Annotated in this window: 15 protein-coding genes; 9 read left to right on the top strand and 6 right to left on the bottom strand. The window is 48.7% G+C overall.

All coding sequences use genetic code 11. The annotated features are described in order from the left end of the window. Positions 1-177 precede the first annotated feature (177 nt). The gene (locus ACJJIF_RS04700) at positions 178-921 is read right to left on the bottom strand and encodes a glutathione S-transferase family protein (protein ID WP_444931089.1); all 744 of its coding nucleotides are present in this window, start codon (positions 919-921) and stop codon (positions 178-180) included. Positions 922-1,703: 782 nt separating this feature from the next. Between ACJJIF_RS04700 and ACJJIF_RS04695 the strand changes: the two genes are divergently transcribed. The 6 genes from ACJJIF_RS04695 to ACJJIF_RS04670 all read left to right on the top strand — a co-directional run bounded on the left by ACJJIF_RS04695 (position 1,704) and on the right by ACJJIF_RS04670 (position 8,599). Beyond that, positions 1,704-2,954, top strand: a complete 1,251-nt coding sequence (locus tag ACJJIF_RS04695) for an anthrax toxin-like adenylyl cyclase domain-containing protein (RefSeq protein ID WP_444931088.1) — start codon at positions 1,704-1,706, stop codon at positions 2,952-2,954. 269 nt (positions 2,955-3,223) lie between these two features. Further along, positions 3,224-3,676: a MerC domain-containing protein gene (locus tag ACJJIF_RS04690; RefSeq protein ID WP_444931087.1), complete on the top strand. Its 453-nt coding sequence runs from the start codon at positions 3,224-3,226 to the stop codon at positions 3,674-3,676. Positions 3,677-4,008: 332 nt separating this feature from the next. Further along, entirely contained in the window at positions 4,009-4,476 is a 468-nt protein-coding gene (locus tag ACJJIF_RS04685; protein WP_444931086.1) for a Fur family transcriptional regulator, read from the top strand. Beyond that, positions 4,476-5,513, top strand: coding sequence for a CobW family GTP-binding protein (locus ACJJIF_RS04680; protein WP_444931085.1), 1,038 nt, complete (start codon positions 4,476-4,478; stop codon positions 5,511-5,513). The genes ACJJIF_RS04685 and ACJJIF_RS04680 overlap by 1 nt, the downstream gene beginning before the upstream one ends. Positions 5,514-5,638: 125 nt before the next feature. Further along, positions 5,639-8,002 carry a M1 family metallopeptidase gene (locus ACJJIF_RS04675; protein WP_444931084.1) on the top strand — a complete coding sequence of 788 codons (2,364 nt, stop codon included), beginning with the start codon at positions 5,639-5,641 and terminating at the stop codon, positions 8,000-8,002. 111 nt (positions 8,003-8,113) lie between these two features. Further along, positions 8,114-8,599: a DUF6702 family protein gene (locus tag ACJJIF_RS04670; protein ID WP_444931083.1), complete on the top strand. Its 486-nt coding sequence runs from the start codon at positions 8,114-8,116 to the stop codon at positions 8,597-8,599. 72 nt (positions 8,600-8,671) lie between these two features. Here ACJJIF_RS04670 and ACJJIF_RS04665 read toward each other — a convergent pair whose 3' ends face one another. Further along, on the bottom strand, positions 8,672-9,394 hold the full coding sequence (locus ACJJIF_RS04665; RefSeq protein WP_444931082.1) for a DUF1826 domain-containing protein: 723 nt from the start codon (positions 9,392-9,394) through the stop codon (positions 8,672-8,674). Positions 9,395-10,020: 626 nt separating this feature from the next. Between ACJJIF_RS04665 and ACJJIF_RS04660 the strand changes: the two genes are divergently transcribed. The 3 genes from ACJJIF_RS04660 (at position 10,021) to ACJJIF_RS04650 (ending at position 14,355) form a co-directional block, all read left to right on the top strand. Beyond that, positions 10,021-12,246, top strand: a complete 2,226-nt coding sequence (locus ACJJIF_RS04660) for a S46 family peptidase (protein ID WP_444931081.1) — start codon at positions 10,021-10,023, stop codon at positions 12,244-12,246. Positions 12,247-12,596: 350 nt separating this feature from the next. Beyond that, positions 12,597-13,694, top strand: coding sequence for an IS630 family transposase (locus tag ACJJIF_RS04655; RefSeq protein ID WP_444928468.1), 1,098 nt, complete (start codon positions 12,597-12,599; stop codon positions 13,692-13,694). A gap of 55 nt (positions 13,695-13,749) precedes the next feature. Next, positions 13,750-14,355, top strand: a complete 606-nt coding sequence (locus ACJJIF_RS04650; protein WP_444931080.1) for a cytochrome b — start codon at positions 13,750-13,752, stop codon at positions 14,353-14,355. 266 nt (positions 14,356-14,621) lie between these two features. Here the strand turns inward: ACJJIF_RS04650 and arsJ are convergent, their stop codons facing one another. The 4 genes from arsJ to xthA form a co-directional block, all read right to left on the bottom strand. Then, positions 14,622-15,869, bottom strand: a complete 1,248-nt coding sequence (arsJ, locus tag ACJJIF_RS04645) for an organoarsenical effux MFS transporter ArsJ (RefSeq protein ID WP_444931079.1) — start codon at positions 15,867-15,869, stop codon at positions 14,622-14,624. Positions 15,870-15,905: 36 nt separating this feature from the next. Beyond that, complete coding sequence (locus ACJJIF_RS04640) at positions 15,906-16,910, bottom strand: ArsJ-associated glyceraldehyde-3-phosphate dehydrogenase (RefSeq protein WP_444931078.1); 1,005 nt, start codon at positions 16,908-16,910, stop codon at positions 15,906-15,908. Between the two features lie 85 nt (positions 16,911-16,995). Further along, positions 16,996-17,340: a metalloregulator ArsR/SmtB family transcription factor gene (locus ACJJIF_RS04635; protein WP_444931077.1), complete on the bottom strand. Its 345-nt coding sequence runs from the start codon at positions 17,338-17,340 to the stop codon at positions 16,996-16,998. Between the two features lie 143 nt (positions 17,341-17,483). Then, positions 17,484-18,299, bottom strand: a complete 816-nt coding sequence (xthA, locus tag ACJJIF_RS04630) for an exodeoxyribonuclease III (protein WP_444931076.1) — start codon at positions 18,297-18,299, stop codon at positions 17,484-17,486. Between the last annotated feature and the right edge of the window lie 481 nt (positions 18,300-18,780).

The raw sequence follows: 18,780 nt of genomic DNA, 5'->3' as shown, positions 1-18,780 counted from the left end.
CTTTGCCCCTGAAGCTCAATGAGTTGGAATTTTTTAGTAAGCACCCAGATAGTATTTTCGCAGTTTTTACGACCTTTATGGGGAAAATTGCTAAAATGGAATAATGGGCGGAAAAATATCTGCAAACTAAAGGGTGCTTTTCTTTTGCAATAACCTGAATTATTCCTTGGTTGGGATTTAGTTTAATAAATTCTCCTCTATTCTTTCGCATATTTCTTCCAGGTGAAATCCACCTTGTTGCTCAAGTCCTCGTGAAAGCTTCAATAATGAATCCGGATATTGCGCAATATAGTTTTGCTGGGTAATGCTATCTCTTTGCTTAAATCTTTCATACCAGGCGTTTAGCTTCTTGAAGCGACGGGGTAGCCTGACATCATAAAATTCATCCAGAAACATGATCAATGGAAATGTGACACAGTCGGCAATAGAGGGAGAGTTTCCGTAAATAAATTCGTGACTGCCATTGATTGCGGTCTCTAAAACATCTAGCCGTTTGATGAAATAGTAGGCTCCACTGTATCCGGCGTCTTTAAACTGTAGCTCTCTCTCTTGAAAAATCGGGCTAATATTATGGTTCCATATTGCCAGAATCGTATTTGCTTCATCTGCCATTGTGGTTAATCTAATAACTTTGGCATAGTCGATAGCAGTTTTCCCTATCATGCTTGGGTTTGGGAATACTTTCTCCAGGTAGTGAATGATCGCGAGAGATTCAGTAATTGCGTTTTCTTCATCGATTTTAAGAATTGGAAGTTTGCCATAAGGGTTGAGTTCTAATACCTCTGGCGGCGGCCACTTCTTCTCGACTTTGGGATCATACTCTCTGGACTTGATATTCAACCCTTTCTCTGCAAGGTAGATATGTATCCTGCGTGGATAGAGCGCCCAGGAAAAGTTATATATTTCTAAATTTTCTGTCATTTCCATCACCTTTATTGACATAAAGCGTCAAAGACTACTGTTGAAAACTCAATATCTGGCAACATTAGAAGTTACATGAGTGTGTGCAGTCATGCAACTTTTAATGTTACTTATGGCGTTTTTATACAGGAGAAGGTGTAGTAGCTAGGTGTTTGTGATTCACGATGGGGGCAGTGCAGAGCGTGTGTTATAGAGATCTTCGATCTCTAGTAGTTGCCTCAATCAATTAAATATTCCGGATTGGGAGGCCCTGAGTAATTCCGTAATACTTCTGCGGACCTGGAAGGCGCGTAGGTGGAGCGCATGGTCTTTAGCCCTTTGTAAGAGCTGCAATACGGCATTGTAGCCTTCAAGGTCCGCCCTATGGAACTGGTAGAACCGCATTGTGAATTTTTGGGAGACCTGGATATTCCTGCGAAGCTGCGCCTTGATTGAGAGCCGCTCTGAAAATCAGGGCATTATGTAATTATTCAAAGGCCCCTCAAATGACCAAAATCTAAAAAGGTTCGACCAGAAACTAAAGATTGAGATTTAAATTCCATATAAGTTACAGCTTTAGAGGGTGGGCGAGTTTGGGGTCTGCGCGGTATTTTAGCTGGCGCAGTCTACTTATATGATTTTTTGTTGCGTGTGAAATCAGAGAGTTGTCGATCCTGCGATTTTAAATCGCTTATTTATAGTCGCCGTAACCTCTTGGTTTAATAGTTTAACTAAAGATAAATTTTTCTGATTACTTACGTTTTCATCTACATATAAAGAACGTCAAAACAGGAAGTTGATATATGGAGCTGGTATTTAACAATGCCGTATTACGCCAAAACCTTATAGGTTGCCCTGCCAGCCATGCTGACGCCTTCAAAGAGACTGCTGCATCTCACCGTTGCGTTATTATTGTTCGTGCCACAGGACCAACCTGTACTCAATTGCTTGAGCAGGGATATGATACAAAAGGCTTTAGAATTCACGGGAAATCCTGCGACTGGGGACCGATGGCGGGCTTTGTTTTGCGGGACCCTCGTTTAAATAAGCACGGGATGAGAAAAGCCGCCTATAACCGAGGGCAGCACAGTGAGGCTTTTAGCGATGTAAACTCTGGCGCAGGCTGGACTGCATCGACAACACCTCTTTGCTTGCATCAAGAAAGGGTTGACTGGCTTATTCAGAGTGGAACGATCAATGTTACAAGAAAAACTCCAGATCGCTACGAAGGTGTAGCCAGCCATCTTAGCGGTATTACTTTTCATTATTCGCTTATCAGAGTGAATACATGTTTAGGAGATATGTGGGGTGTTTATATCGATAAGGAAAAGAGTCGGCAGGCGGGTTTTGTCCAGGAGCGCGGCAATATCGTTGTGCAGTATGACACCAAATACAAGGATATGTACGAACCTCTACTGGCGATGACCAATCCTGTGGAGCATCGCCATTTTCGCAATGAGCATCCGCTTAATGCGATTACTGGAGACTATGACTTATTTGCTATTTGGGCATTTAAGCAGGGGGCAAACAAATTTGATAGATATGGTGATGATCGCCGTGTTCTTGGTACTGCACAAGCTTGGTCACAGCGACAGCGTATCGAAACCCAACTGGAGAGAAATTTTACCACTCGGAGGCAAGGTACCAAGTTAGGCAATATCACTAACCGTATTTATGAAGTAAGCCAGACACTCAACGCCATTATTGGCAATGTGCGCAGTCCAGGGGGCGGGGCGGGCCAGTGGGGGCCATTCCCCAGAAGAAACGTACTGTGGCACAGCGATGAAGCCGCGCGTCCCTTTGTGAATGATGTGGACCTGCCTCTTATTGCATTTACTCCGGCACGCAGTGAAATAATCATCCAAAATTTGCAGGCTTTTAGAGAACTTATCGCAATGTGTACCATACATGGCGTCAAAGTCACTTTGGCTGAGGGCTGGGCAATGCCCCCCACCCATAACAAGCCCGATCGCCTTGGGCAGGGGTATAGCGCTCTTGTACCCCGCGATTGGCCCTTTGGGCAGAGACTGGTCCCACCTTGGTACAATGCTTAGTTGGCCGGCTAAGTGAAGTGAGGAGGGTTGGAAGAGGGGGCCCTTGTCTTCGCTTGCTGCAATTGCACTCTAGTATTTCCCGGCGGCCCTTCGGATCAAAGGAGAGTTCTGCGGTGGGCCCTAGTCGCGGGTGCCGCAGACCGATAGGGTCACCACTGATCTCGTAATAACCGTAACTACCCACTTAGCCTGCGGTGGGCACTCCCAGCAGCTCCTGCTTATTGTTCCGCAGCATTTCGTGAACCTTTAGTCATTTCAGTTAAACTGACTTGAATTCCTCTGTTTATGATATAACATATCTTAAGATTGATTGGAGCCTGCTTGGCCACCTTGAATACTCGAAGGTTAAAAGGGTTATTGTGAGAGATACTTTAGGAATTTTGGCTTCTGGACTTTGCCTGCTGCACTGTCTTCTAACGCCTTTGCTGCCGATTTTGGGTGGCGTGGGGATATTGGGCGCGTTGCAGGAGGACCAGTTTCTGCATCTACTTCTGCTTATACCAGTGGTGATCTTGGCCTTGACCAGCTTCCCGGCCTCCTGCCTACGCCACCAGCGCTATGCGGTAATGATTGTGGGATTCTCTGGGGCATTGCTATTGGTTGGCGCGCTTTACGTGGAGGGAATTTGGGAGCTGATTGCTAGCATTCTTGGTGCTGGTCTATTAATTGTTGCCCACTGGGTAAACCAGCGTTTGATATATCGGATCGCTCTTATCGACTAGGAGGGGCAATGCCGTTCAGCGGAACCCTACTGGTTGCGTTTGGCGGCCTAGTCACTAGAGGTATGGTGAGTCATGCTTGCGGTGAGGCCATGCACAGTTGGTCAGGCCTAATACCTGTAGCCCTCAAGGTCCGCAGAGAGGCTGCCTAATTACCCAGAGACTCCCTGGTTATGACTTCAAATGTGATAATCTGGCACGCTTCAACAGCGTCATTGTTACCCTGTTTGAGAGGCTTCCCGGTATTTATGGGGCGGCAATGCAGTGGATCAGCTCCGGCGATTGGAGTTGAGTTGCCTACTGTTAAAGATAACGAATTGCAAATGAAATAGGCTATGAAAGCATCCCAAATCAAACAGACACTGAGTGTGGCAGAACAAACCTGTCGCAGCTCAGGGGCTCGCCTCACGGAAAAGCGCAAGAATGTTCTTACCGTTTTGCTGCGCTCAAACACCCCGCTCTCTGCCTACGAAATAGCGGAGCACTACAATAGTGCTTTTGGTGACTCAATTCCCGCCATGTCAGTCTACCGAATGTTGGACTTTCTGGCCGCAGAGAACTTGGTTCACAAACTCAATTCAGAAAACAAGTACCTGGCCTGTGCGCATATTGCCTGTGACCACAGCCACCAAACACCGCAGTTTTTAATTTGCAACCGCTGTAGCAAAGTGCGGGAAATCGGTATCAAGCCGGAAGTTATCACCGCGCTGCGCGATACGGTTGAGAGTGCCGGATACCATCTCCAGACATCTCAGTTGGAGTTGGATTGTGTCTGTGATGAATGCAGCCGGGATGCAGCTTAGTGGCAGAGCATCAGTTGATACGCGGGGTGGCCGCCAACGTTATTACCGGTTTTCTGGGCGTTGGCAAGACGACAGCGATCCGCCACCTTCTGGAGGCTAAGCCTGAGAATGAGCGCTGGGCAGTACTGGTAAATGAGTTTGGAGAAGTGGGCGTTGACGGCGCACTTTTTGAACCGGATCAGGAGGGTAGCGTATATATCCGAGAGGTACCCGGCGGTTGTATGTGTTGTGCGGCCGGCTTACCAATGCAGGTTGCTTTAAACCAGTTACTGGTTAAAGCCAGGCCCCATCGATTATTGATCGAGCCCACAGGCCTGGGGCACCCCAGAGAGGTATTGGCAGCGCTGTCTGATGCTGTGCGCAGTGGTGTTTTGGACCTTCGCGGTACGCTTACTTTGGTCGATGCCCGCTGCATTGAGGACGACCGCTACTTGCGCAGTGAGACTTTTCGGCAGCAATTAGAGGTTGCTGACTTGGTGGTGGCTAATAAGTCTGACCTCTATGGCCCTGAGGACTTGCAAAACCTTCAGCGTTTTCTCGCATTCTTAGGTGAAGATACAGAAAAACCGCTGCAAGTGGTGGAGCAGGGGCGTATAGAGTTGGATTGGCTCCAGCTCCCCTGTAGCTTCCAAGTTTCTTCAGGAAGTGAGCACCACCACTCAGCTACTAAGGCGGTGGATGAAGTTGAGCTGTTGCCGGAGTGTGGTTATCTCCGTTCGGAGAATAGCGGAGAGGGTTACTACAGCTGTGGTTGGCGTTTTAGCCCTGAATTTGTATTTGACTATGATGCGCTCTTTTCACTGTTCAGCGGCGTTGAAGCTGAGCGAATCAAGGGGGTATTTATTACCGAGCAAGGTGTTTTCGGATTTAACAAGGCCGATCAAGTGCTCACCGTACTGGAGCTGGATGACACACTGGAAAGCCGTGTGGAGGTGATTAACCCGGCACCTTTACACTGGGAGGAGATGGAAAGGTCCTGGCTCCATGCCCTGGCAGATAATCCAGATGCCGAAACGAAAGCTTTTTATGAACCCTAAATAGCGGTTAGGCCTAAAACTTATCACAAACACTGGTAGAGACCCTGATCGCTCTTCTTGCGACCGAGCTCCTTTAGGAGCTCTCAGACAAAAAAGCCTTAAAGTTGTAACCCTGAAGTAACCCAATGACTATGAAACTACTTGGCCGCTTAGCAGTGGCGTTTCTTGCTGTATCCGGCATTTCGGATACCTTTGCCGCAGACCCCCTCAATGTTACCGGAGATAAGTTCCGCCAGCTGGAGGAGTTGTTGCCGACGCCTAATAGTTATCGTACGGCTTCGGGTGCTCCGGGTCATGCCTACTGGCAGCAGCAGGCGGATTACGATATCAAGGTTTCACTGGATGATAGCAAGCAACGGATAACTGCTTCAGAGACCATTACTTATACCAATAACTCGCCGGATACTCTGCGTTATTTGTGGGTGCAGCTGGATCAAAACCGCTTCAAGCCGGACTCCTCAGGCAATCTGGCGATGCCGGTTGATCTGGAAGCTATTGCTCCAGACACGATTCCATTTAAGAGCTTTCGCCGTGCTGTCGCCTCCAGTGAATTTCCCGGTGGATACCAGATCACCAAAGTCGCCGACTCTCAGGGAAGGGAGCTTCGCCATACTATTGTCGATACCGGTATGCGAATTGACCTGCCCCAGCCACTGGCCTCAGGCTCCAGTGTGAGCTTTCGGATTGACTGGGCTTACAAGGTGATTGAACAGAAAGCACTGGGCGGTCGTTCAGGCTATGAGTATTTTGAGCGCGACGATAACTATTTATACGAGATCGCTCAATGGTTCCCCCGTATGGCTGTCTATAACGATGTTAGCGGCTGGCAAAACAAGCAGTTTCTGGGGCGCGGCGAATTTGCGTTGGAATTCGGAAACTACCGCGTTGCTATCGAGGTGCCGGCGGACCATATCGTTGCCGCTACCGGGGTACTTCAGAATCCGAAGGATGTGTTGTCCTCCAAGCAGCGTGAGCGTTTGAAAAAGGCCCGCACTGCGAGTAGGCCAGTGATGATTGTTACTAAGGATGAGGCCCTGGAAAACGAAAAAAGCCGTTCCTCTAAACGCAAAACCTGGGTTTTTGAAGCGGAAAATGTCCGTGACTTCTCCTGGGCATCTTCGCGTAAGTTCTTGTGGGATGCGCAGGGTTACAAGAAGGGCGGAACTGATACTATGGCGATGTCCTTTTACCCGGAAGAGGGTACTCCGCTATGGGATAAGTACTCGACAGAGTCCATTATCCATACAATTGATGTCTACAACCGTTACAGTTTTGACTACCCCTACCCGGTATCCATTTCAGTCAACGGCCCTGTAGGGGGGATGGAATACCCCATGATCACCTTTAATGGCCCGCGACCGGAAATCGATGAGGCGGACCGCAGCAAGCGCACTTACTCCCGTCGCACCAAGTATGGACTTATCTCGGTTATCATCCATGAGGTGGGGCACAACTACTATCCGATGATTATCAATTCTGATGAACGTCAGTGGACCTGGATGGATGAAGGCCTAAACACCTTTGTACAGTTCCTGGCCGAACAGGAGTGGGAGGAAAAGTATCCATCTCGCCGTGGTGATGCACGAAAAATTGTCGAATACATGAAGAGTGAGAACCAAGTTCCGATTATGACGAACTCGGAATCAGTGCTTCAACTTGGTAACAATGCCTACGGCAAACCGGCAGCTGCGCTGAATATCCTGCGCGAGTCTATTATGGGACGTGAACTGTTTGATTTCGCTTTCCGGGAATACGCTCAGCGCTGGAAGTTCAAGCGCCCTATGCCAGCAGATTTTTTCCGCACTATGGAAGACGCGTCGGGTATGGATCTGGATTGGTTCTGGCGCGGCTGGTTCTACACCACGGATAACGTTGATATCAGCCTTGATGCCGTACACCACTATACAGTCGGTACAAAAAACCCTGATGTGGAAGGACCCTGGAAGCGTGCCCAGCATGAGCAGGAACCCGAGACTATTACTGTTATTGAAAATCGCGCGAAAAAGTTAACCCGCATCGTCGATGGTAAACCGGAGCTGGAAGATTTCTATAACCAGCACGATATGTTCGATGTCTCCAATGAGGATCGCAATAGCTACCAAGTTAAGCTGGCGGCACTGGATGATTGGGAAAAAGACTTACTTAAAGTTGAGAGTAATGTCTACGTGCTAGATTTTAGCAATATTGGCGGTCTGGTAATGCCCCTGTTTTTGCGACTTGAGTATGAAGATGGCAGTGTTGAGGATCTGCGCATCCCCGCTGAAATCTGGACTCGCAATGCCAAAAAGACTTCCAAGATGCTGGTAAGGGATAAGAGTAAAGTGCTCAAATCCGTAGTACTCGACCCCCACTGGGAGACAGCGGATGTCAATGTGGAGAATAACTTCTACCCACGTCGTATTATCAAATCGCGCCTGGAGCTGTTTAAGAACGAGAAGCAGCGCAACTTGATGAAGGACTGGGATGTAGAGCTTAAAGAGGCAGATTAAGTCTTGAAGAAGAGTGCAGCTCGCTGACAATTAGCGTGGGGGGCTGCACTTTGTGCTTTTGCCCCTCCCAAATATTCACCTGAAACACTCATAGTGTATTGGTAGTAGTTGATGAAAGTTTTATTTTCTTTGTTACTGACAGTAACGACCCTGGTATTTGCCTTACAGGCAAATGCACATCGCTATCATTTTGGTTTGACAGACCTTTCCGTAAACGAACGCACCCAAAGATTGGAAATTTCCCATCGTTTTTTTGTTGCCGATATTGAGAAGGCTCTGTCACTAAGTGCCAGTAAAGAATTGAGTGAGGCTCAAAAGCAGATGGAACACTATGTCAATTCAAGGTTCCAGCTCAGTCAGGAAGGCGATAGTGTGCTGAAGCCCAATTGGGTGGGCATGGAGGCTGATGTTCACGATATCTGGATATATCAGGAAGTGCCTTTGGCTGCTATTGTCAGTAAGAATTTGACGGTTAAGCAGTCAATGTTGATGGAGGTTGAGCGGGACCAAGTGAACACTGTCAATGTCAATAATGGCAGGGAAACCCAAAGCTATACCTTAAAGCCAGGAGAGAGTAGGGTCGAGTTCAGTTTATAAATTGGAAATTTATCGAAAGCGCGTAACCCCCCGTCCTTTAGGGCGGGGAGAATGTCAAATCCGGGGAGCCGGTTAGCCTTCGGCTGATCCAAAATCAAACGTGAGCAATAGTCGCAGTTGGCCGGACTCGACACTGGGCGAACGATGGATTAAGCCACCCCCTTCATTGCCTTCCCAAAGTTCGCCCTTGAGTAGAGCAACTGAGCCGTACGCCAGGCGATTGATGGAAGTTGCGGGGAATTCCTGCTGGGTCTTTAAATCGAGGTTGTCAGGGTCAATAGAGCCTGGTGCCAACCACTCGGTCCCAGCACCCAAATAAGTAGTAATCAGACGGCAGGGCACTCGGTCTACATGAAATTTGGGGCACATTGCACCGCTTAGGGTTGTTAACCGAATACCGATTCCACTTAACTCAAACAGGAAACTGAACATATCTGCCAGTAACTGAATATCAGCACGTAGATATGGATAGGGCTCAAGCTCTGGTAAGGCTTCAGCGAGATGATTTATCTTGGTAGTGGGTAATAGAATTCGGCGATTGGGGGGTATACGACTGCTCAAGAGAGACTGACAGTCATTAGCTATATCAGCGGATAGCTCTCTTTGCCAGATAGCCATATTGATATCGGCCTGGAAAATATCGGCGAAAACTTCTCCGCTATCCGCTGATATGGCCCGGCGGGTATTTGGTTGGTTTAGCGCGGATACGCCTTTGTCTGTGCGAATCAGCTCAGCATTGTTTACTTGTGCAGCAAGTGGCTTATAGCTTCTTTCGGTAGAGTAATTAAAACTCAAAACACTCTCCTTTTAGGTAATTTCGGCTAGTTCAGCCTTCTTCTTGGGGGTTTTACCTGTATTGCTTTCAATTTTCCGGGTAGAGCGGTAGCGCTACCCCTCATTGGCCGGTTCTCTTTCCTTTTGAGATATGATGCAACATATCATATTTGGCCTGCTGAAACTAGGCAATCTCCTGGCACTGAAGGGTAAGAGTGAGCTTGAAAGCAGAATCGCCAGGGTAATTTGGATAGCAAAATGGGGGTGGAAGGCCAGTGCCCACCGACACTAAGTTAGTCGGTACTACTTTGATGGGATGCAAAACAGCTTATCGCAGATTTCTTTCTTGCCGTCGACATAATCTATCTCTGCTCAAATTTGTTCGACTAAAAATGATACGGTATAACAATTGGGTTTTGATGGCTTACCCCATTTAGGTGGAAGAGACAGGGAAATATTGCCAATGATTAGCGGACTTGAAGTGGGGCCGTAGATTCGTGTCAGTTTAAAGCCAGGATTGGTGTGTTACCCTGTTGGTTTGCCGTGTTTACAGATAAATTTTCGGTGAATATGCTGTAAAAAGACAGGCTCAGTGCCGAGATGCATCCAATACTGAGCCGTTGTTAGGAAAATACTGTTGAGTAAATATGAAAATAAAAAAATCTATTGTTTACAGGTTCGCAACCACTGCATTACTTGCAGGAGTTAGTTACTCCAGCCTTGCTACTGGGAAAGAGAGTATTTCGACCGAGGGAATGTGGCAGCCGCACCAGTTGCCTGAGCTAGCCCAGGAGCTTCGCGGATATGGTCTTGAGCTAGATCCAGCCAGTATGACCAAGCTCACTGAATTCCCAATGAATGCAGTGATCAGTTTGGGGGGCTGTTCGGCCTCCTTTGTCTCTCCCAAAGGGCTGGTGATTACCAATCACCACTGCGCCTATGGCTCAATTTCTTATAACTCGACAGAATCCAAGGATTTACTGGCTGAAGGTTTCCTGGCCGGGGACTTATCTGAAGAGTTGCCCGCTGCACCGGGCTCCCGTGTCTATGTCACCGTGGCAATGAATGAAGTAACGGATAAGATCAACGGCCGTTTGACTGATGATATGGATGGTGCTGCACGTTTTGCCGCTATCGAAGACGCGGAGAAGGCACTGGTTTCCGAGTGTGAGAAAGATCCAGGGCACCGCTGTGAAGTCTATAGCTACTACGGCGGCTTGAACTACTACCTGGTTAAGCAGCTGGAAATTCGCGATGTACGTTTAGTCCATGCGCCGGCGTCCTCGATCGGAAAGTTCGGTGGTGATATTGATAACTGGATGTGGCCTCGCCATACCGGCGACTATGCTTTCTATCGAGCCTATGTTGGCAAAGATGGCAAACCGGCTGATTACTCCAAAGATAATGTTCCCTACGAGCCTAAATACTATCTGCCCGTAGCGGCAAAAGGCCCAGAGGAAGGTGATTTTGTGATGGTTGCCGGTTATCCGGGCCGCACAAACCGTTATCGCACGGCACAAGAAGTGGAAAGCAATTTCAATTGGTACTACCCAAATATGCAGCGGGTATTGCGAGAATGGTCCGAAACGATTGGTAGCGCTACCGCAGATAATAAAGATGCAGAGTTGAAGTATGCCAGTCTTGTGGCAGGCTTGAATAATTACTCTAAAAACTTTACCGGCATGATGGAAGGATACCGCCGCAGCGACCTGTTGCAGCGTAAGCAAAAGCTGGAAAAAGATTTGCAGGTGTGGGTGAATTCAGACAAGACCCGCCAGAAAAAATACCAATCGACGATCGATGACCTTGAAGCGCTGGTTGTTGAGCAAGAGTCAACTCGTGAACAGGACCTAGCTATCAATTACATGGATCGTTCTGCCATGTTGGGCGCTGCACGCAAGTTGTATCGCCTAGCAAAAGAGAACGAAAAACCTGATACCGAGCGCAAGCCGGGTTATCAGGAGCGCGATATGACTCGGTTTGCCGAGGGTATGCGTCGTATTGAACGCAGTTACGACCCATCGGTAGATAAGCAGATTTGGCTCTACTTCCTGGAGCGCTACCAGGCACTTCCGAAGGCACAGCGTGTAGCCAGCTTTGACCGTTTCTTAAATCTCGATAAAGGCAATACTGATTTAGCGGCAATGCTCGACAAGATGTATAAGGAAACAGAGCTTTCCGATGTCGAGGTGCGTGAAGCGTGGATCGGTAAAAAGCCTGAAGATTTCAAAGAGAGCAAAGATCCGTTTATCCAGTTGGCAGTGGCTATGTACGACGACATGCTTGCGCGAGAAGAGCACGAGGAGTCCATGAAAGGACGCTTTGCTCAGCTCCGCCCACAGTATATGGAGTTGCTGATCGACTATTACCATTCACTGGGCAAGCCGGTCTATCCCGATGCGAATAGTTCTCTTCGTGTGACCTATGGGCTGGTTAAAGGCTACCAGCCACCAGCTGGTACGATTAAAGAGGCTGCCGATGGCAATGACGGTAAGAACAGATTTGTACCTTTTACAACTTTGCGTGGTATTAAGGCGAAGTATACCGGTGAGGCTCCATTTGATGCCCCTAAAGGATTGATGGAGGCTATCGACAAGAAAAATTCTGGCCGCTACTACGATAAGCAGCTGGACTCAGTGCCGGTTAATTTCTTGAGTACTGTAGACATCACCGGCGGCAACTCCGGTTCTCCGACAATGAATGGTCGCGGTGAATTGGTGGGTGTTGTATTTGATGGTACCTACGATAGTATCAATGCTGATTGGGACTTCACCGATAATACTCGGGCTATCCATGTGGACATCGCTTATATTCTCTGGGTAATGGAGAATGTTGATGGTGCTGGCTATCTGGTTCGAGAGATGGGGCAGTAGTTAGGGTGTTCTATACGCTGGGAGCTGGCAATAGCTGAACAGCGCAAATAAGTATCCCCGGGGAGCAGGCCTCTCCGGGGATATTTGTCTTTATACGGGCGAATGCCCCTGGCCTTTATGCAGCTAACTGCAATTCTGAATTCTTTATCCTGTAGTCGTGCTCTGAGTAAAACCGCCATAATTTTTCGTTCAATGCGAAGCATTGAATCAAGAACCGCAGAGATACTAGGAAGTTATTCAAAGGCTCCCTAGTTATTGCTGGCAGGCAGATGGGCGGCGAACTAGTGTAGTGTATTAAATATATTGCTGATATATAATGTGAGCTTAATTTAGCGATTAAGTGAAGACCAATGCCAGCTCAAGTTGAAATCAATTTATCACCGGAAGAAAAAAAGCAGTTAGAAAAGAATATAAAAAGTCGAAAAATATCGGTGAGATTGGCTGAGCGGTCAAAGATTATTTTGCTCGCTGCCAAGCAGGTTCCCAACTACCAAATTGCGAAAAAGTTAAGCATTGATGTCAATACGGTGGGCCGATGGCGCAATCGTTTTGCAGAAAAGCGTCTGGCAGGTATAGAGAAGGATTTGCCCAGGGGGGCTAATCATGGCGGTAAGAATTCAGAAGAGCAGGCAAAACTCCGCTCGAAAATTATCAAGATGACGACAGGAAGTAAGCCAAAGGATGGGACACACTGGACAACGCGAGGCATGGCGAAAGTCTTAGGAATTAACCACTCTTTTGTCAGCAGGGTATGGCAGGAAGTGGGCCTTAAGCCTCATCTAACCGAAAAGTTCAAGGTGAGTAACGATCCTGCTTTTGAAGAAAAATTACGCGATGTTGTTGGCTTGTATATGTCACCGCCAGAAAATGCTGTTGTCTTTTGTGTGGATGAAAAAAGCTCGATTCAGGCCCTGGATCGGACACAGCCTGGACTACCCATGAAACCGGGGCGGTGTGGCACTATGACCCATGATTATAAACGTCACGGGACAAGCACTCTTTTTGCCGCCCTTAATACGCTGACTGGTGAGGTCATAGGTGAGTGTAGAAAGCGCCATCGTCATCAGGAGTTCTTAGGCTTTTTAAAGACCGTAGAAAAGCAAACACCTAAAGAACAGGATCTTCATCTTATCGTCGATAATTACGCGACTCACAAGCATGAAAATGTAAAGCGCTGGCTCAAGAGAAACAAACGAGTTCATCTTCATTTTATTCCGACCAGTTCATCCTGGCTAAATCTGGTAGAAAGATTTTTTGGATTACTCACAGAGAAGCAGTTGCGCCGAGGGGCATTCACCTCAGTCAAGGAGTTGGAAACGGCTATCGTGAAATTTATTGAAACACATAATGAAGCCAAGAAAGCTTTTGTGTGGACGAAATCTGCTGAGGAAATTTTATTGAAAGTGGAGCGTGCACGCCAAGCACTCTCAAATCAGCAATCTATTTAATACGGTACACTAGAATGCAGGTCATTGAATAATTTGCCTGACAGGGGGTATTGGAATGAGTCTTAGGAACCAGCCGGATAGTTATGGTTCTATAGCCAAATGGCTGCATTGGTTAACGGCCCTGTTATTCTTGGGCGCCTATGTTTCAGTATACTATCGGCATTGGTTTACTCAGGAAGAGACACCGGCGAACTGGACTGCCTTGCAGCTACATCTTTCCATCGGCATCACTATCGGAGTGCTTGTCATTCTTAGGATTGTTTGGCGCCTGACCAACCCAGTACCACGACCAGAGCCCGGGACGCCTCTGGAACACTTTGCGGCTCACGCCGGTCATTTCCTTCTCTACCTCATTATGATCATTGCCCCACTGACCGGCTATATCGGCACCGGTGCGGATACGGACTATTTTTTTCTGTTCGAGATTCCCAAGTTTGAGAGTACCCAAGCTTTTGTTGCAATAGTGCAGGAGCAGATGGGGCTAACGTTTGAAGAGTTTGAGAAGCCAGTCGACTTTATTCATAAAAAGGTTCTGGGAGAGTGGGTGGTGTGGATCTTGGTTTTGGGGCATGCCATGGCCGCCCTCTACCATCACTACGTGAAAAAAGATCGAACTTTACTTAAGATGACAGTGACTTCAAAGTCAAAAAAAAGAGAATAAATTTTGGCAGAAATTGTTGGCAAATAGTCATTGAGCGCCAAATCCAGACCTTTTACTCTCCAGTTTTGCAGGCTACCAGCAGCAGTTGGACTTGAGGTGAGAGTTATATGAGGTATTTGGCCCTTGCTTTGCCGCTATTTCTAATGGGGTGTATACCCGACTCCAAATTTTATCGAATCGCACAAGTTGAGATGACATCGCCGCTCGTCTGCCAGCAGTTGCTGGCAGACGAGCTGCAAATTGCTACAGAATTATTCAGAGGCTCCCTAGCTGCGACTTAAGCGGATGGCCTTCCGATCCCTGGTCTTATGCCTGGGTAGGGCCAGAGAAATAAGGGCAGTTAGCAGGAGAAATCCGCTGGAAATCAGCAGGCAAGCCACCAATCCCATTGTTTGAAATACCCATCCTGAAAGCAGTGTCCCCAGCAAGCGTCCAGCCGCATTTGCCATATAGTAGAAGCCGACATCCATAGAGACACCGTCTTCCCGTGCATAAGCGACAATCAAATAGCTATGCAGGGAGGAGTTTACAGCGAAGAGTACGGCAAAGAGCAAAAGCCCCCCCAAGACCGCAATCTGCGCGTCCATCCCTTTGTGTAGCGCGACTGCTATCGCGGCGGGCGCAATAGCAAGTACGGCTGCCCAGAGGAATGCAGCTCGGCCGTCTGGTGGTAGGGCTGAGCCTATTGAGGTGATTTTGGGGGCCTGAGTTTGCACAATACCGTAACCGATCACCCATAATGCCAAGAAGGCACCTACTTGCCAGTGACTCCAGCCGAATTGGCTGGCCAGGAAAATGGGCAGGGCGATAACAAACCAGACATCCCGGGAAGCAAACAGGAGTAGGCGTGCGGCCGATAGGATATTGACCGCAGGGCTCTTGGAAAAAATATCCCTAAAGCGGCTCTTTGCTTTAGCCTTGCCCAAGTCCTGCTTGAGGTATTTGAGGCTCAATAGCCAAACACCCCCAAGAGCGGCGGCCATTGTGGCAATTGCGCCATGAAAATCCAGTAAAGCGAGTAGGGCTCCACCAAGGAAAAAGCCCAGACCCTTTAAGGCGTTTTTCGAGCCGGTAAGCAGTGCGACCCATCGATACAAGGTACCACTGGCCCCGTCGGGTACCAGCAGCTTGATTGAGCTTTTCGCACTCATTTTATTTAAATCTTTGGCGATACCGGATAGGGCTTGGGCGGCCATGACCAGTGGGACGCTAAGATACTGACTGGGTACCAGCAGCATGGAAAGGGCTGCGACCTGTAAGGCCAATCCCAGATTCATGGTCCGATTGAGTCCAAATCGGGCCCCGAGCCAACCGCCGATAAGATTGGTGACGACACCAAAGAATTCGTAGAAAAGGAAGAGTAGGGCAATTTGTAAAGGACTGTAGCCGAGCTCGTGAAAGTGCAGCAGCACCAGCATGCGCAGGGCGCCGTCAGTCAGGGTAAACGCCCAGTAATTGCCCGTTACCAATAGGTATTGGCGCACCGGCGACGATAAGTTGTGAAGAAACTGCATGATCGTGTTCTGTATACTGCTACTCACTTGGGCTGCTTAGCCCATGGTGCCAATCATTCGGGCTAATTCTGCCGTGCGGTTGGCGTAGCCCCACTCATTGTCATACCAGGCATAAACTTTGACCTGGGTGCCGTTGACGACCATCGTGGAGAGGGCATCAATAACACTGGACCTGGGGTCGGTTTTGTAATCTACAGAAACGAGGGGCCTCTCTTCGTAGCCGAGGATATTTTTTAGTTCGCCCTCTGCCGCTTCTTTGAATAGCTGATTTACGGCCTCAGCGGAGGTGGCTGTTTCCACTTCAAAGACGCAGTCTGTCAGTGACGCATTGGCGAGCGGGACACGAACCGCGTGGCCGTTGAGGCGACCGGAAAGCTCGGGAAAGATAGTGGCAATCGCCGTAGCCGACCCCGTTGTTGTTGGGATCAGACTGGCTCCGCAGGCACGGGCTCTGCGCAGGTCTGCGTGGGGTGCATCAAGGATAGTCTGGGTGTTGGTGATATCGTGAATTGTAGTGATTGAGCCATGGCGAATACCCAGGTTTTCGTGAATCACCTTAACTACTGGGGCAAGGCAGTTGGTGGTACAGGAAGCGGCGGTAATAATCCGGTGCTGATCCGGCTGGTAAATATGCTGGTTTACCCCAAGGACAATATTGGGTACACCGGCTTCCTTAACCGGTGCAGAGACCAGTACTTTCTTTACGCCTTGATCGAGATAGGGCTGGAGCAGTTCGGTAGTTTTCATTTTCCCCGAAGCTTCTACCACCAGGTCACAGTTGCGCCAATCCGTATCTGCAATGGCAGTATTACGGCTATAGGCCATCGTTTTGCCATCAATTTGGATTGTATCGTCAACGGCTTTGGCCTCTCTATGCCAGCGCCCGTGGACAGAGTCGAAGTTGAGTAGGTGGGCGAGTGTGGCGGCATCGCCGGCGGGGTCATTGATCTGGATAAACTCCACTTCCGGCCAGTCCCAGGCCGCTCGCAATACCAGGCGGCCGATACGGCCAAAGCCGTTAATCCCAATTTTGATCGTCATTGTTACTTGTACTCCGTTTCCCTTTCGGTATATATGAAAAATCATATATGTTGAGTTAAATTGAATCTGTGATCGGCGGTAAATCTCAGCAGCACAGACTTGTGCGCTCAGGCCGGTCTCCCATTTGAATCAGGTTGTTAAGATCTTCGGTAATAAAATGCTGGTTGGCCTGCAAGGTGTCGAACAGTACAGATTTTGCCCAGGCACTCAGGTCTGGGTTAATTCGGTAAAATACCCACTGCCCCTGGCGGCGATCCTGAAGTAGATCAGAACTCCTTAGCAGCGCAAGGTGCCGGGAAATCTTGGGTTGGCTTAACTCGAGGGCTGTCGTTAATTCACACACGCAGAGCTCCTCCTCATGAGCGATAAGCAGCAAGGTGCGCAGGCGCGTATCATCGGCTAGGCATTTGTAAAACTGTACTGGGTTCATACCGCTCTTCTACGTCTATCCACCGTGGACAACTCCCTGCCCGAGTTAGGCCGAGCATCCACTTTCGCCCGCAATTATATATGGAAAACCATATATTCACATCCCTAAAAAAGCCCACTGGAGTAGTGGGCTTTAACGCCTGTTTAGAGCTTAAATTCGGCCCAAACCGGGGCATGGTCAGAGGGTCGCTCCATAGCGCGGATATCATAATCCACACCGGTGGCTACGCACTTTTCCAATAGCGGGTTGGTGGCGAGGATCAGGTCGATGCGCAGGCCGCGTCTGGGCTCGCGATCAAATCCACGGCTGCGGTAGTCAAACCAGCTGAATACGTCATCTGTTTCCGGGTTTTGTGCGCGGAAGGTGTCGGTGAGCCCCCAGCTTTCAATTTTTTGCAGCCATTCGCGCTCTTCTGGGAGAAAGCTGCATTTGCCGTCGCGCAACCAGCGCTTGCGATTGGGTTCGCCAATACCGATATCCTGGTCGCTGGGGGAGATATTCATATCGCCGATCACCAGTACCGGGGCTTCCGGTTTGCAGGTGGTTTGCAGATAGCTATCCAGATCGGCGTAGTACTTCTGCTTGGCGGGGAACTTCACCGGGTGCTCACGACTTTCACCCTGGGGGAAATAGCCGTTGATAACCGTGAGGGGTTCGGGGCCGCCGATATCAAACTTGCCAGCAACCATGCGGCGCTGGGCATCGCTGGGCTCACCGGGAAAGCCGTATTCACGGTCAATAAATGGCAGGCGTGAGAGCAGGGCAACACCGTAGTGTGTTTTTTGGCCAAAATAAATCAGCTCATAGCCCAGATCTTTAATCGCATCTACTGGGAAATCCTCGTCGGTAACCTTGGTTTCCTGTAAGCCGATAATGTCGGGTTGGTGGCTGTCCACCAAGGCCTGCATCTGGTGCAGACGGGTGCGGATACTGTTGACGTTAAAGGAAACTACTTTCATTGCTTCTGATCGGTCCTGTATGGTCGTGTTCACTAGACTCATTTAAAGTCAGTGTTATGTTTTTATTTGCTGTTTAGTGTCGCTACTGCCGGTTGCTGTCATGTTGTTTTCAGGTAGCCAAGAGGGCGAAATTGACTTCTTCAGTAAGGTATAAGTATGCCATAATTTGCTCGATACTTTGATTTCTAAGTATTCTTTGCAGTTGCGCGATCCGACAAACACTTTCCTGAGCCTGAACGCTGTCTTGTGGCCAAATACTCCCGGATATCTCGCCAAGATGGTAAAACTACCAAGTGAGGTGAAGTATGACAACTATCTTGAAAAATACCGGGGACAAGCTGGAGTTCAAGAAAGGTGCTGTAGCACTTGTCTCTGACAAGGATATTTGAGGCTGTAGGGCCATTGTCAACAGCTTGCGACGTTGGATAAAGGGGGGGAGTGGAGTAAGGTTGGGTGCAGGTGAGCGCGCTGAATTGGATTG

The organism is Microbulbifer regidiadema (SeqCode), assembly GCF_052467605.1.
The sequence above is the reverse complement of the archived record's forward strand: the minus strand, read 5'-3'. Positions and strand labels throughout refer to the sequence as shown.

What these genes read in the sequence shown, in the direction of transcription:
- ACJJIF_RS04700 (WP_444931089.1), bottom strand. Translation starts at nt 921, where the DNA reads ATGACAGAAAATTTAGAAATATATAACTTTTCCTGGGCGCTCTATCCA.
- ACJJIF_RS04695 (WP_444931088.1), top strand. Translation starts at nt 1,704, where the DNA reads ATGGAGCTGGTATTTAACAATGCCGTATTACGCCAAAACCTTATAGGT.
- ACJJIF_RS04685 (WP_444931086.1), top strand. Translation starts at nt 4,009, where the DNA reads ATGAAAGCATCCCAAATCAAACAGACACTGAGTGTGGCAGAACAAACC.
- ACJJIF_RS04675 (WP_444931084.1), top strand. Translation starts at nt 5,639, where the DNA reads ATGACTATGAAACTACTTGGCCGCTTAGCAGTGGCGTTTCTTGCTGTA.
- ACJJIF_RS04670 (WP_444931083.1), top strand. Translation starts at nt 8,114, where the DNA reads ATGAAAGTTTTATTTTCTTTGTTACTGACAGTAACGACCCTGGTATTT.
- ACJJIF_RS04660 (WP_444931081.1), top strand. Translation starts at nt 10,021, where the DNA reads ATGAAAATAAAAAAATCTATTGTTTACAGGTTCGCAACCACTGCATTA.
- ACJJIF_RS04655 (WP_444928468.1), top strand. Translation starts at nt 12,597, where the DNA reads ATGCCAGCTCAAGTTGAAATCAATTTATCACCGGAAGAAAAAAAGCAG.
- ACJJIF_RS04650 (WP_444931080.1), top strand. Translation starts at nt 13,750, where the DNA reads ATGAGTCTTAGGAACCAGCCGGATAGTTATGGTTCTATAGCCAAATGG.
- arsJ (WP_444931079.1), bottom strand. Translation starts at nt 15,869, where the DNA reads ATGCAGTTTCTTCACAACTTATCGTCGCCGGTGCGCCAATACCTATTG.
- ACJJIF_RS04640 (WP_444931078.1), bottom strand. Translation starts at nt 16,910, where the DNA reads ATGACGATCAAAATTGGGATTAACGGCTTTGGCCGTATCGGCCGCCTG.
- ACJJIF_RS04635 (WP_444931077.1), bottom strand. Translation starts at nt 17,340, where the DNA reads ATGAACCCAGTACAGTTTTACAAATGCCTAGCCGATGATACGCGCCTG.
- xthA (WP_444931076.1), bottom strand. Translation starts at nt 18,299, where the DNA reads ATGAAAGTAGTTTCCTTTAACGTCAACAGTATCCGCACCCGTCTGCAC.